The following is a 14,729-nucleotide window of genomic DNA, read 5'->3' as shown; positions in this document are numbered from 1 at the left end:
ATGCATGTATCATTAAAATCAGTAAATGAGTTAAAACATATGTGGAATGTCATCTCATAATACAAATAATTGTCTACAACGAATACTTAAACATTATACATTATTAATTTTTAAAAATAAATATCCTAGTTTCATGTGTTCTATGAATACTGTAGAATAGAAGTAATTGAGTTTAACATCATTTCAAGATAACGTACGCAATTTATTTTTCTATTTAAAATTCGATAATATAGAATTAACAAAAATTTAAATATTCAAAAACAAATACTTTATATATAGTTTAAACCTATTTCAAATACATAGAAAGGTGAGAATCGAATGATACTTTTACAACTTAATGACATCTCCAAATCGTTCGATGGTGAAGATATCTTCACAGATGTTAATTTTGAGGTGAAAACTGGCGAAAGAATCGGCGTAGTAGGCCGTAATGGAGCTGGTAAATCGACATTAATGAAAATCATAGCAGGTGTGGAAAATTACGATAGTGGTCGAATATCAAAAATCAAAAATTTGACAATGAGTTATTTAACTCAGCAAATGACACTCAATTCAGAAGCTACTGTCTTTGAAGAAATGTCTAAGCCTTTTGAACATATAAAGAAAATTGAAAATTTAATTAAGGATGAAACCGATTGGCTTGCACGAAATGGACAAGATTATGAATCCGATGAATATCAATCACATATTGAAAAATATGAAACTTTAACGAATCGTTATGAGCAATTAGATGGTTATCAATATGAGAGTAAAATTAAAACAGTCCTGCACGGGCTTAACTTTACAGAAAGCGATTTCAACAAGCCTATTAATGATTTTAGTGGTGGTCAAAAAACACGTCTTTCTCTTGCTCAAATGTTACTTAAAGAACCCGATTTACTCCTTCTTGATGAACCAACTAACCATCTAGACATGGAAACAACCAAGTGGTTAGAGGATTACTTAAAGTACTTTAAAGGGGCAATTGTAATTATCAGTCATGATAGATATTTTTTAGATAAAATTGTAACTCAAGTTTATGATGTTGCTCTAGGAAATGTAAAACACTATGTAGGAAACTATGAGCAATTTATAAAGCAACGTAATCAGTATTACGAAAAACGCATGCAAGAATTTGAAAAGCAACAAGAAGAAATCAAGCGTTTAGAAACCTTTGTAGAAAAAAATATTACTCGTGCATCTACAAGCGGCATGGCTAAGAGTAGACGTAAAACATTGGAAAAAATGGAACGTATTGATAAACCTATGATAGATGCTAGAAGTGCAAATATACAATTTGGCTTCGACCGTAATACTGGTAATGATGTGATGCACATTCATGATTTAAAAATTGGTTACGACTCACCTATTACACTACCTATAAACCTCGAAATCTTTAAAGGGGATCATATAGCTATCATTGGTCCAAATGGTGTTGGTAAAACAACATTGATAAAAACAATTGCTGAAAAACAACATAAACTAGGTGGTCAAATTATCTTTGGTGCTAATTTACAAATTGGTTACTATGATCAAAAACAAGCTGAATTTAAATCAAATAAAACCATTCTCGATTATGTTTGGGATCAATATCCACATATGAATGAAAAAGATGTACGGGCAGTATTAGGGCGTTTCTTGTTCGTTCAAGAAGACGTAAAAAAAATTATCAATGACTTATCCGGCGGCGAAAAGGCACGATTACAATTAGCACTTTTAATGTTACAACGTGATAATGTTCTTATCTTAGATGAACCGACTAACCATTTAGATATTGATTCTAAAGAAATGCTTGAACAAGCATTGAAAGATTTTGAAGGCACAATTATTTTTGTATCACATGATCGTTATTTTATTAACCAACTTGCAAATAAAGTTTTTGATTTAAACATTAATGGTGGCCAAATGTATTTGGGAGATTATCAGTATTATATTGAGAAAACTGAAGAAGCTGCAGCTATCAAAGCACATGAAACAATAACTCAAAATAATTTTGAAAATAAAGAGATAAATCAAGACGCAAATACTTCAACCTATATCAGTCAAAAGCAACAAAAAAGACAACAACGTAAATTAGAAAGACAAATTGAACATTGTGAAAGACAAATCGAAGAATTAGAAGCACAAATATCACATATCGACGAACAGTTAACACAACCTGAAGTATTTAACGACCCTCTAAAAGCTAGTAAATTTGCCAATCAAAAATCCGATACCGAACAAAAATTAGAACAAATAATGTTGGAATGGGAAAAATTACAAGAAAAGCTCTAATTTCCAACATAATGACAAGACACCTGAAAGTTGAATATATGACTTTTCAGTGTCTTTTAGTATTTTTTTACACAAATATTATTAACAGCTTGAATTACTTTCATAATCACTATCCACAGAGTTACCCTACTTATCCACAAGTAAATTAACACTTTTTCTTTTTTAATTTTACTTATTTATTTACATATCCACAAACAACTTCACTACTTACCCACAACTTACTCACATTTTGTTGATAAGTACGCACGTTCCCTATTGACAACTTATTTTCTATTTTCAATTGTTTACGTTATTCATTTATGAAATAATTTATTAAGAAAGAAAAAGGAGAACTAAACTTCATGACGAACAATCAAACCTTAGTACTGATTATATTAACTTTCATCATCCTAATTACACTTGTAAATGTAATTATCTCTATTATAGAGAGGCGTAAACAGATTGCTAAAATAAATACTTTATGGGATAACAAATTAAAATTAGAAAGTTTTATACGTCCTAATTCACGATTCGATGCCCAATATCACGCTTACCGCGATCATTACAATGAGCAGTCATTTATCGACGATAAGACTTGGTCAGACCTAAATATGGATACGTTATTTCATAAAATTAATTTTAATTTCACTGCAATTGGTGAAATGCGACTATATGCAACTTTAAGAGGTATGTTTAAGGTAAATCAAACCTCATTGATAAACATGTTTAAAGAAAATAAAGTATTTCGTTTAAATGTATCTTACATTCTTTCTAAAATTGGTAAAAATGTATACCCTTTGTTTCCAGATCAAATGTTACCCACTAAGCGAAATATTTTATTAATGTTTTGTCCGTTGTTACCATTTATCGGGTTCGCATTCATTTTTTTAATTCCTTCAAAAGGTATATTAATATGTCTTACTTTTATGATTTTAAATGCAATATTATCTTTCAAACTAAAAAAATCTTATGACCAAGATTTAAAATCAATTTTTTATACTGCTAATGTTATAAAGCAAAGTCAAGCTTTAAGTAAGATTGAGAGCACGCCCGCGATAAGTGTTGATTTTACTCATTTTAAAGCTTCACGCCGTTTTAGTGGTTTATTAGCTAGAGTAGAATCACAAGATATGGCGAGTAGCATAATCATGTTTATTAAATTAGTATTCATGATAGATTATGTTTTATTTCATTTAATACAACGCAGCTACTTTAAGTATCAAGAAGAAGTTATGACATGTTATGACTACATAAGCATATTAGATAATCATTACTCTATAGCTATGTATCAACATACTTTGACACATTATTGTTATCCTAAAATCAATCACAATATTAATGGTCTTCAAATGAAATCAATCATTCATCCTCTACTAGATGAAGAAAATGCGATTGCTAACACAATTGACATTTCAAATCATATATTGCTCACAGGCTCTAATGCATCAGGAAAATCTACATTTATGAAAGCAGTTGCACTAAATTTGATTTTAGCTCAATCGATACAAACTGCAACAGCTCACTCATTTATTTATCAACCTGGCTATGTAATGACATCAATGGCAAATGCGGATGACGTTTTAAGTGGTGACAGTTATTTCATGTCAGAACTTAAGTCTATTCGTAGATTATTTAACACTCATCAGTGCAATAAGATATATTGTTTTATAGATGAAATTTTTAAAGGAACGAATACAACTGAACGTATTGCGGCTTCTGAATCAGTATTATCGTATTTAGATAATCAAAAAGCATATCAGGTTATCGCTGCGACACATGATGTTGAATTATCAACATTATTAGAAAATACATATAATAATTATCATTTTAATGAATCAATTCAAGAAAATAGCATATTTTTCGATTACAAAATTAAACCAGGTAAAGCCAATACACGTAATGCAATTGAATTACTACGCATTACGCAGTTTCCTATCGATATTTATCAGCGTGCTCAACAAAATATTCGAAACCTCTAGAATTAATTAGTTTAATATTTATAAAAAAGTTAAGCGCCTATCTAAAAGTAGTTACTCTTAGATAGGCGCTTTGAAATATTATTTAAACAGAAAAAGTTTCAATATCAATATTATTTTGTCCATTTAAAGCTAAATCGCCACGCAAACCAGCTTGATATAAATAATATCCAGCAGCACCAATCATCGCTGCATTATCAGTGCAAAGAACAGGACTTGGAATAGTAAGGTGTATACCCTCTTTTTTACATGCTTCACTTAGTGCATTTCTTAATCCTTTATTACTAGCAACACCACCTGCAACAATTAAGCGATTAACATTATAAGTTTTACAAGCATGAATAGCTTTATAGGTTAAAACTTCTACAACACTATTTTGGAAACTCGTTGCAACATCTTCAGCTACAATTTCAATATTTTTCTGTCTTAAATTATGCAGTTTATTTATTACAGCACTTTTAAGACCACTAAAACTAAAATCATAACTATCTTTTTCGAGCCAAACTCTTGGAAAATCATATACATCTTTACCTTTAGCTGCTAATCGATCAATATGCGGTCCACCAGGATAAGGAAGATTGATTGTTCGAGCAACTTTATCATAAGCTTCTCCTACTGCATCATCTCTCGTTTCACCAATCACTTCGAAATCTAAATGATTTTTCATATATACTAGTTCAGTATGACCACCAGATACAATCAATGACATTAGTGGAAACGTTAATGGTTGTTCTAAGTGATTGGCATAAATATGACCAGCAATATGATGTACTGGAATAATAGGCTTATCATAAGCAAATGCCAAAGCTTTAGCCGCATTAATACCAATCAATAAAGCTCCTATTAATCCTGGGCCTTGTGTTACTGCAATAGCGTCAATGTCTTCCATTTTCACTTTTGCACTCACTAACGATTCATCTATAGTTGCTGTTATTCCTTCAACATGATGTCTACTAGCAACTTCAGGTACAACACCACCAAAACGTTTGTGACTATCTATTTGACTTAAAACAGTATTAGATAAAAGTTCAGTGCCATTCTTTATTACACTTACACTCGTTTCATCACAACTTGTTTCAATTGCTAAGATTAATTTATTATTTGTCATTTCAAATTCACCCACATGACTAATGCGTCCTCGCCTTCTCCATAATAATTCTTTCTTTTTCCACCATTTTGGAATCCCAAATTCCTATAAACATGTTGTGCAACATCATTATCTATTCTTACTTCTAAACTCATCACATCACAAGAAAAACGTGCATAGTTCATTGCATATTTAAGTAAAAGTTGCCCAAGACCATAGCCTCTAAATGCCTTTGATATAGCTATCGTTGTAATTTGTGCTTGATCAACGACTAACCATAAACCAACATATCCAATTATTTTGTCACTAAATTCTATAACAAAATATGTAGCAAATTCGTTGTTTTCTATTTCATGATAAAATGCATCGATTGACCACGAACTGTGTGAGAAACTATTTCTTTCTATATCAAAAACTTTAGGAACATCTTCCACACTCATTTTCCTAATATTCAATTGTTCTCTTGTTGGTTTAACCAATTTCGTTCCGCCTCTGATAATTTATGATATTTAGGAGTAAATGAATGTATATTTTCTGGTTTTTGGATTAATTGCTTCATACTTGAAGCTTGTGGTAACTGTTCTACGATGTCACTGTCTAATAAATGTTTTATTTTTTCGATATGAAATCCTACAAACACATAAGGTTGGTTTAATTGATGAAGTTTTTCAATAAGTTCAAAAATAGGTATATAAGTGTCATCAATAATGGTTATTAATTCATTGTCCTGATATTGATAAACACCTGCATAAACTGCTTCTCTTCTAGCATCAAAAATGGGTACTAACAACTTCGTACTGTCTTTTACTGTGCTAGCAAGTGCTTTAAGTGATGAGACACCATATAAGTTAGTGTTTAATGCATACGCTAATGTTTTAGCAACAGTAACCCCTATTCTAAGACCGGTATATGAACCTGGACCTTCCGCTACCACGATATCAGTTATTTCTGTTTTATTTATTTTACTTTCTGTAAGAATTTCTGCTATTTCGGGCATGAGTTGCACTGAATGATTCTTTTTGATATCAGTTGTTTTTTCAGCAATCACTTCATTATCTTTCATAATAGCTACTGATAAAGGTTGGTTTGACGTATCAATTAGAAGATAGTTCATTCAAAATTGCCTCCTTTACTAATGCATAATGTTGCCCATGTGTTTCAATGGATACTTGTCTCTCATTCGCATCTTTGACACTTATATTAATAGTTAAGTGATTAGGAGGAAGGAAATCTTTGATAAATTTACTCCACTCTATAACTATGATAGCATTGTCTTCAAAATATTCATCGAAACCTAAATCATCTTCCTCACCTTCAAGTCGATAACAGTCCATATGATGTAATCGTATGCTTGAACCTGTATAAGATTTGATTATATTAAATGTTGGTGAGTTTATCGTTCTTTTAACACCTAACGCTTTTCCTATAAATTGCGTTAATGTAGTTTTCCCTGCTCCTAGGTCACCATTTAATAAAATCAAGTCCTTAGCACTTAAATGTTTTACAAGTATTTGAGCAAATTTATCCATTTCATTTAAATTGTGAATAGTTATCAATTTTTACTCTCCTATATATGATTATTTAAAATCAAATTATCTCTATATTTAAAGATATATAAACATTTCTACATGGTTTATTAACTTATTCATTGTAACAAATTTTAATTCAAATTTCTTCGTAAAATATTTAAGCTTGTCCTCTATAAATTTTTAGAAAATTCTAAATTTATTATTGACACAATTCACCACATGTAGTAAATTGAATTTATCAAATTTTAAAACAATTCAAACTATTAAGAATAAATGACCATTCAACGAAAGGAGTATAATAAAATGACTTATCTATCTACGCTAGACCTACCAACAACTCAACATGCTATTATCATTTTATTATACTCGTAAGGACTCGAACTTTAGAAAAGTTTTAACTTCTAAATGTTTAAGTCCTATTTCTAGTTGGATGGGACTTAATAACGTCCCAATATTCATTGGGACGTTTTTTTATTTTCTAAATAATTATATGGGGGAACGATATATGCGAAGTGATATGATCAAAAAAGGAGATCACCAAGCTCCTGCAAGAAGTCTTTTACATGCGACTGGCGCTCTTAAACAACCTACAGATATGAATAAACCTTTCGTAGCAATTTGTAACTCTTATATTGATATTGTTCCTGGGCACGTTCATTTAAGAGAATTAGCAGACATCGCAAAGGAAGCTATTAGAGAAGCAGGTGCTATCCCATTCGAATTTAATACTATTGGTGTTGACGATGGAATCGCTATGGGACATATTGGCATGAGATATTCCTTACCTTCAAGAGAAATTATCGCAGATGCAGCTGAAACAGTTATTAACGCTCATTGGTTTGATGGTGTTTTTTACATTCCTAATTGCGATAAAATTACGCCAGGAATGTTACTCGCAGCTGTTAGAACAAATGTACCAGCTATCTTTTGCTCAGGAGGCCCAATGAAAGCTGGTCTTTCCGCTCAAGGTAAGGCATTGACATTATCTTCAATGTTTGAAGCGGTTGGAGCTTTTAAAGAAGGAACAATCTCAAAAGAAGCATTTTTAGACATGGAGCAAAACGCTTGTCCTACATGTGGTTCGTGCGCCGGTATGTTTACCGCAAACTCAATGAACTGTTTAATGGAAGTTTTAGGTTTAGCCCTACCATATAATGGTACAGCTCTAGCTGTGAGTGACCAACGTCGTGAAATGATTAGACAAGCTGCATTCAGGTTGGTTGAAAATATTAAAAATGATATTAAACCTCGCGATATTATCACACAAGATGCAATTGATGATGCTTTTGCTCTTGATATGGCCATGGGAGGTTCTACTAATACTGTTCTTCATACTCTTGCAATTGCAAATGAAGCAGGTATTGACTACGATTTAGAACGTATTAATGAAATTGCTAAAAAAACACCTTACCTTTCTAAAATTGCACCTAGTTCTTCTTATTCTATGCACGATGTTCATGAAGCAGGTGGCGTCCCAGCTATTATAAATGAATTGATGAAAAAGGATGGTACTTTACATCCGGATAGATTAACAGTTACGGGTAAAACCTTGAGAGAAAATAATGAAGGTAAAAACATCAAAAATTTTGATGTTATTCATCCTCTTGAAAACCCTTATGATAAACAAGGTGGATTATCTGTTTTATTCGGAAACCTCGCACCTAAAGGAGCGGTAATCAAGGTCGGTGGAGTTGATCCTTCAATTAAAGTATTTACAGGAAAGGCAATTTGTTTTAACTCTCATGATGAAGCTGTTGAAGCCATTGATAATCATACAGTAAGAGAAGGACATGTTGTTGTTATTAGATATGAGGGACCTAAGGGAGGTCCTGGAATGCCAGAAATGCTAGCCCCTACGTCTTCCATAGTGGGCAGAGGATTAGGTAAAGATGTTGCATTAATTACGGACGGTAGATTTTCGGGAGCAACTAGAGGTATTGCAGTTGGACATATTTCACCTGAAGCCGCTTCAGGTGGACCCATTGGCTTAATAAGAGATGGTGATAAAATTACGATTGATTTAATCAATAGAACTCTAAACGTCAATCAATCTGAAGAAGAACTGTATCGCCGTAAAAATCAGCTTGAACCATTCAGAGCAAAGGTTAAAACAGGCTACTTAGCTAGATATACTAGTTTAGTCACAAGCGCTAATACTGGAGGTATTATGCAAGTTCCGGAAAACCTTATTTAATTAGGAGATGATTAAAATGTCAAATCAAAAATCAATGGCTTCGCCTCACCCTTCTGTGCATCAAACAAAGGAATCACAACCCTTAATAACACGCAGTGGTTCTCAATTATTAGTTGAAGCACTTCAGCAGGAAGATGTAGATTTTATCTTCGGTTATCCCGGTGGAGCTGTCTTACCTTTATACGATACATTTTATGACGGGAAAATCAAACATATTCTTGCTCGTCATGAACAAGGTGCTACACATGCTGCTGAAGGATATGCGCGTGTCTCTGGTAAAACAGGAGTCGTTGTTGTGACAAGTGGACCCGGTGCAACAAATGCCATTACAGGTATTACTGATGCATATAGCGACTCTTTACCACTAGTCGTTTTTACTGGTCAAGTTGCTACACCTGGTATTGGTAAAGATGCTTTCCAAGAAGCTGATTTACTCTCGATGACTACACCTATTACAAAACACAATTATCAAGTTAAAAAGATTGAAGACATTCCAAGAATTGTTCATGAAGCCTTTCATTTAGCGAACACTGGAAGAAAAGGTCCTGTAGTGATTGATTTCCCTAAAGATATGGGTGTGCTTAAAACTGATGTTGAACTTACAAAAGATATTAATATTCCTGGTTATGAAGTTAATAGTAACCCAAATAAAGAGGATATTAATAAGTTAATATATATGATTAAAGAAGCTAAGAAACCTCTTATTCTTGCAGGTGCTGGTATTAATCACTCTAAATCTAATCATTTATTAACAGAATTTGTGACAAGACATCAAATCCCTACAGTTACAACTCTCCTAGGACTTGGAGCAGTACCTTATCATCACCCTTTATTCTTAGGTATGGGAGGTATGCATGGATCTTATGCAAGTAATATGGCTTTAACAAATTGTGATTTACTTATCAATTTAGGTAGTAGATTCGATGATCGTCTTGCAAGTAAGCCTGATGCATTCGCACCAAATGCAAAGGTTGTACATGTAGATATCGACCCTTCTGAAATAAATAAAGTTATTAATACAGATTTAGGTATAGTCGCTGATTGCAAGCTTGTGCTTGAGAACTTATGCCATGAGCAAGTTTTAACATCCTCCCACGAAGAATGGAACGATTATTGTATTAATAACAAAAGTAACTATCCATTTAAATATGATGAAAATGATAAAAACTTTTGCAAACCACAAAAAGCGATTGAATATATTGGCAAAGTTACCAATGGAAATGCAATTGTTACAACTGACGTAGGCCAACACCAAATGTGGACAGCACAATTCTATCCATTTAAAAATTATGGACAATGGGTAACAAGTGGTGGTTTAGGTACTATGGGATTTGGAATTCCATCAGCAATAGGAGCACAATTAGCTGAACCTGAGAAAACAGTTGTATGTTTTGTAGGAGATGGCGGTTTTCAAATGACGAACCAAGAAATGGCTTTACTTCCAGAATATGGACTTAATGTCAAAATAGTACTTATTAATAACGGAACTTTAGGTATGGTAAAACAATGGCAAGATAAATTCTTTAATAAACGATTTTCTCATTCTGTATTTAACGATCAACCTGATTTTATGAAAATGGCGGAAGCATATGGTATTAAGGGATTCTTGATAGATTCTCCAGATAAATTAGAATCTTCAATTGATGAAGCATTTGCATATCATGGACCGGCACTCATTGAAGTTAGAATCTCACCTATAGAACCAGTTAATCCAATGGTACCTAGTGGCAAATCAAATCATGAAATGGAGGGTTACTAATGGAACGAACAATTCATTTTACATTAGTTGATCAAGTGAGTACTTTGAACAGAATTACTAGCGCCTTCGTTCGCTTACAATGTAATATTGATGAACTTCATGTTAAACATTCAGACAAAGAAGGAATTTCTAATATGAAACTTAAAGTCAATATTAAAGATGATGATACTTTTAAAATTGTTCTTAAAAAACTATCACAACAAGTAAATGTACTAAGTGTTAAAAGTGAATAAACGTTTTGATGCGCTAGTTAAAAAATCAACTAAACATAACTAACATCATGCACCTTTTACGCATAAATTATTTTGAAAATTCAGAACTTTCTATAAAATGACTGGAGGATTTTATTATGACAAAAGTATATTACGACGAAACAGTAACTCAGGATGCATTACAAGGTAAAAAAATTGCTGTCATTGGTTATGGCTCACAAGGACATGCACATGCACAAAATTTAAAGGACAATGGTTATGATGTAGTCATTGGCCTGCGTCCAGGACGATCATTTAATAAAGCTAAAGAAGATGGATTTGATGTTTATACGGTAAGTGAAGCAACACAACAAGCAGATGTAGTGATGGTACTATTGCCTGATGAAATTCAAGGTGAAGTATATAACAAGGAAATTAAACCATATTTAGAAAAAGGAAATGCTTTAGCATTCGCACACGGTTTTAATATCCATTTCAGTGTTATCGAACCACCTAGTGATGTCGATGTCTTTTTAGTAGCACCTAAAGGACCTGGTCATTTAGTTAGACGTACATTTGTTGAAGGAAGTGCCGTACCAGCATTATTTGGTGTTCAACAAGATGCTACAGGCCAAGCTAGAAACATTGCTTTAAGCTACGCAAAAGGCATTGGTGCTACTCGTGCCGGGGTCATTGAAACGACATTTAAAGAAGAAACTGAAACAGATTTATTCGGTGAACAAGCTGTACTTTGTGGAGGAGTTTCCAAATTAATTCAGAGTGGATTCGAAACACTTGTGGAAGCAGGTTACCAACCTGAATTAGCTTATTTTGAAGTCTTACACGAAATGAAATTAATTGTTGATTTAATGTATGAAGGCGGAATGGAAAATGTCCGTTATTCTATCTCTAACACTGCTGAATTTGGCGACTATGTTTCTGGACCAAGAGTAATTACACCTAATGTTAAAGAAAATATGAAAAAAGTACTTGAAGATATTCAAAATGGTAACTTTAGCCGTAGATTTGTTGAAGATAACAAAAATGGCTTTAAAGAATTCTATCAATTACGTGAAGATCAACATGGTCATCAAATTGAACAAGTTGGACGTGAATTAAGAGAAATGATGCCATTCATTAAATCTAAAAGTATTGAAAAATAACAACAGTAGAGGGGTGTTTTTAATGGAAGAACATATTCAAATTTTTGATACAACACTTAGAGATGGTGAACAAACGCCAGGAGTCAATTTTACTTTTGATGAAAGATTAAAAATTGCCAAGCAACTAGAAAAATGGGGAGTAGATGTACTAGAAGCAGGTTTTCCTGCTTCTAGTACTGGTAGCTTTAAATCAGTAGAAGCTATAGCTAAAACTTTGACTACAACAGCAGTGTGTGGTTTAGCTAGATGTAAAAAATCTGATATTGATGCTGTATATGAAGCCACTAAAGAAGCTGTAAAACCTCAAGTACATGTATTCATTGCAACCTCCCCTATTCATTTAGAACATAAATTAAAAATGACTCAAGATGAAGTTTTAACATCAATAAAAGAACACGTTTCTTATGCAAAACAATTTTTTGAAGTCGTACAATTCTCTCCAGAGGATGCAACAAGAACTGAAATTCCATTTTTAATTGAATGTGTTCAAACTGCGATTAACGCAGGAGCCACAATTATCAACATCCCTGATACAGTTGGATTTAGTTATCCTACAGAGTATGGCGAAATTTTTAAACAATTAACACAGGCCGTTAAGTCAAATTCTAAAATTATCTTTAGTGCACATTGTCATGATGATCTCGGAATGGCAGTTGCTAATAGTTTAGCAGCTATTGAAGGTGGAGCTAGACGTATTGAAGGTACCGTGAACGGTATTGGTGAAAGAGCAGGAAATGCCTCACTTGAAGAAGTCGCTTTGGCTTTATATGTAAGGAAGGACCACTATGGTCTTGAATCTCAAATTAACCTTGAAGAAACTAAGAAAACATCTGACTTAATTTCAAGATATGCTGGTATCCGTGTACCTAGAAATAAAGCTATAGTCGGTCAAAATGCATTTAGTCATGAATCCGGAATTCACCAAGACGGTGTCCTTAAACATCGTGAAACCTATGAAATCATGACACCTCAACTTGTAGGTGTGAATACAACAGAATTGCCACTAGGTAAATTGTCAGGTAAACATGCATTTGCCGAAAAGCTTAAAGCTCTGGGATATGAAATTAAATTGGAAGATCAAGTTACATTATTTAAACAATTTAAAGAAATTGCCGATAAGAAAAAAAATGTATCCGATAGAGATATTCATGCGATTATACATGGCTCCGAACATGAACACAATGCTATTTTTCAACTTGATAACTTACAACTTCAATACGTATCTAAAGGTCTACAAAGTGCAGTAGTAGTTATAAAGGAAAGAAACGGACAAGTTAAACAAGATTCAAGTATTGGAACGGGTTCAATTGTTGCAATTTATAATGCTGTTGACCGAATTTTCAAGAAAGACGCAGAATTAATTGATTATCGTATTGATTCTGTAACAGAAGGTACTGATGCTCAAGCAGAAGTACATGTACGAATCATTATTAATCATATTGAAGTGACAGGCATAGGTATAGACCACGATATATTAAAAGCTTCATGTAAAGCATATATCGATGCTCATGCTAAATATATTTCAGAATATGAGTTGAAAGAAGGTATACGTACATGAGTTATAAAATAGTTGCCTTACCTGGAGATGGTATAGGACCAGAGATTCTATCTGGTACATTAGAACTTTTAAAATTAATAAGTGAAAAATATCATTTTGAATACCATTTGGAAAGTCATCATTTTGGAGGTGTTTCAATAGATTATTATGGTACACCTTTAACTAACGAAACATTACAATCATGTAAAAATGCAGATGCTATTTTATTAGGCGCGATTGGAGGGCCTAAATGGACAGACCCAAATAATCGTCCAGAACACGGTTTGTTAAAACTGAGAAAATCCTTAAATTTATTTGCTAATATTCGACCTACATTTGTAACTAAAGGGGCTAGTCATCTTTCACCACTAAAACAAGATATTGTAGAAGGCACAGATTTAGTTATAGTAAGAGAATTAACGAGCGGGATTTATTTTGGTGAACCAAGCTATGTTAAAAAAACCGAAGCTTTAGACTCATTAAAATATTCAAGTCAAGAAATTGAACGTATTGTGAGAATCGCTTTTAATCTTGCAAATCATAGACGTAAAAAATTAACTTCTGTTGATAAGGAAAACGTTCTATCCTCTAGTAAGTTATGGCGACAAATAGTAAACGATGTAAAAAAGGATTATCCAGAAGTAGAAGTTAATCATATGCTAGTTGATGCTTGTAGCATGCATCTGATCACCCAACCTACGAAATTTGATGTGATTGTAACAGAGAATCTTTTCGGAGATATTTTAAGTGATGAAGCATCTGTTATACCAGGCTCTCTAGGTCTTTCTCCATCAGCTAGTTTTGGTCAAACAGGTACACGTCTTTATGAACCAATTCATGGTTCAGCACCAGATATAGCTAATGAAGATAAAGCGAATCCATTTGGTATGGTTCTATCTTTAGCACTTTGCTTAAGAGAAAGTTTAAATCAAAATGATGCTGCTAACGAACTTGAGTCAATTGTTTACTCGTTTATTCAATCTAATAAGACAACTGCAGATTTAGGTGGACAATATCGAACTTCAGAAATTTTTAAATTGCTTAAAGAAAAATATCTATAA

General features: G+C 32.9%; 12 protein-coding genes. 8 read left to right on the top strand and 4 right to left on the bottom strand.

Features of this window, described 5'->3' with window-relative positions; genetic code table 11:
• The first annotated feature begins 318 nt into the window (after positions 1 to 318).
• Together FNL83_RS04285 and FNL83_RS04280 are read left to right on the top strand one after the other, a co-directional pair.
• Entirely contained in the window at positions 319 to 2,253 is a 1,935-nt protein-coding gene (locus FNL83_RS04285) for an ABC-F family ATP-binding cassette domain-containing protein (RefSeq protein ID WP_001830004.1), read from the top strand.
• Positions 2,254 to 2,594: 341 nt separating this feature from the next.
• Positions 2,595 to 4,211: a MutS-related protein gene (locus FNL83_RS04280; RefSeq protein WP_001832478.1), complete on the top strand. Its 1,617-nt coding sequence runs from the start codon at positions 2,595 to 2,597 to the stop codon at positions 4,209 to 4,211.
• Between the two features lie 82 nt (positions 4,212 to 4,293).
• On the opposite strand, the gene tsaD is transcribed toward FNL83_RS04280, so the two are convergent.
• Genes tsaD through tsaE form a run of 4 tightly spaced genes read right to left on the bottom strand, consistent with a single transcriptional unit; the run spans position 4,294 to position 6,851 of the window.
• Positions 4,294 to 5,316, bottom strand: a complete 1,023-nt coding sequence (tsaD, locus tag FNL83_RS04275; RefSeq protein WP_001830015.1) for a tRNA (adenosine(37)-N6)-threonylcarbamoyltransferase complex transferase subunit TsaD — start codon at positions 5,314 to 5,316, stop codon at positions 4,294 to 4,296.
• Positions 5,313 to 5,774, bottom strand: a complete 462-nt coding sequence (gene rimI, locus FNL83_RS04270; RefSeq protein WP_001829994.1) for a ribosomal protein S18-alanine N-acetyltransferase — start codon at positions 5,772 to 5,774, stop codon at positions 5,313 to 5,315. The genes tsaD and rimI overlap by 4 nt, the downstream gene beginning before the upstream one ends.
• Positions 5,747 to 6,409, bottom strand: coding sequence for a tRNA (adenosine(37)-N6)-threonylcarbamoyltransferase complex dimerization subunit type 1 TsaB (gene tsaB / locus FNL83_RS04265; protein ID WP_001832485.1), 663 nt, complete (start codon positions 6,407 to 6,409; stop codon positions 5,747 to 5,749). The genes rimI and tsaB overlap by 28 nt, the downstream gene beginning before the upstream one ends.
• Positions 6,390 to 6,851 carry a tRNA (adenosine(37)-N6)-threonylcarbamoyltransferase complex ATPase subunit type 1 TsaE gene (gene tsaE / locus FNL83_RS04260; protein WP_002455871.1) on the bottom strand — a complete coding sequence of 154 codons (462 nt, stop codon included), beginning with the start codon at positions 6,849 to 6,851 and terminating at the stop codon, positions 6,390 to 6,392. The genes tsaB and tsaE overlap by 20 nt, the downstream gene beginning before the upstream one ends.
• Before the next feature lie 478 nt (positions 6,852 to 7,329).
• Between tsaE and ilvD the strand changes: the two genes are divergently transcribed.
• The 6 genes from ilvD to leuB all read left to right on the top strand — a co-directional run bounded on the left by ilvD (position 7,330) and on the right by leuB (position 14,729).
• A complete protein-coding gene (gene ilvD / locus FNL83_RS04255) occupies positions 7,330 to 9,018 on the top strand; it encodes a dihydroxy-acid dehydratase (protein ID WP_001830016.1) in 1,689 nt (562 codons plus the stop codon).
• A 34-nt stretch (positions 9,019 to 9,052) separates the two neighbouring features.
• On the top strand, positions 9,053 to 10,777 hold the full coding sequence (gene ilvB, locus FNL83_RS04250; protein ID WP_044555417.1) for a biosynthetic-type acetolactate synthase large subunit: 1,725 nt from the start codon (positions 9,053 to 9,055) through the stop codon (positions 10,775 to 10,777).
• On the top strand, positions 10,777 to 11,010 hold the full coding sequence (locus FNL83_RS04245; RefSeq protein ID WP_001830009.1) for an ACT domain-containing protein: 234 nt from the start codon (positions 10,777 to 10,779) through the stop codon (positions 11,008 to 11,010). Before ilvB ends, FNL83_RS04245 begins: the two co-directional genes overlap by 1 nt.
• Before the next feature lie 116 nt (positions 11,011 to 11,126).
• Positions 11,127 to 12,131, top strand: a complete 1,005-nt coding sequence (gene ilvC / locus FNL83_RS04240) for a ketol-acid reductoisomerase (protein WP_001830020.1) — start codon at positions 11,127 to 11,129, stop codon at positions 12,129 to 12,131.
• Between the two features lie 22 nt (positions 12,132 to 12,153).
• A complete protein-coding gene (locus tag FNL83_RS04235) occupies positions 12,154 to 13,689 on the top strand; it encodes a 2-isopropylmalate synthase (protein ID WP_001830007.1) in 1,536 nt (511 codons plus the stop codon).
• The gene (leuB, locus tag FNL83_RS04230; protein ID WP_002457055.1) at positions 13,686 to 14,729 is read left to right on the top strand and encodes a 3-isopropylmalate dehydrogenase; all 1,044 of its coding nucleotides are present in this window, start codon (positions 13,686 to 13,688) and stop codon (positions 14,727 to 14,729) included. The genes FNL83_RS04235 and leuB overlap by 4 nt, the downstream gene beginning before the upstream one ends.

It is taken from the genome of Staphylococcus epidermidis (genome assembly GCF_006742205.1).
In the GTDB taxonomy this organism is placed as follows: Bacteria; Bacillota; Bacilli; order Staphylococcales; family Staphylococcaceae; genus Staphylococcus; species Staphylococcus epidermidis.
Note: the sequence above shows the minus strand (reverse complement) of the source record. Positions and strands in the feature narration are given on the sequence as shown.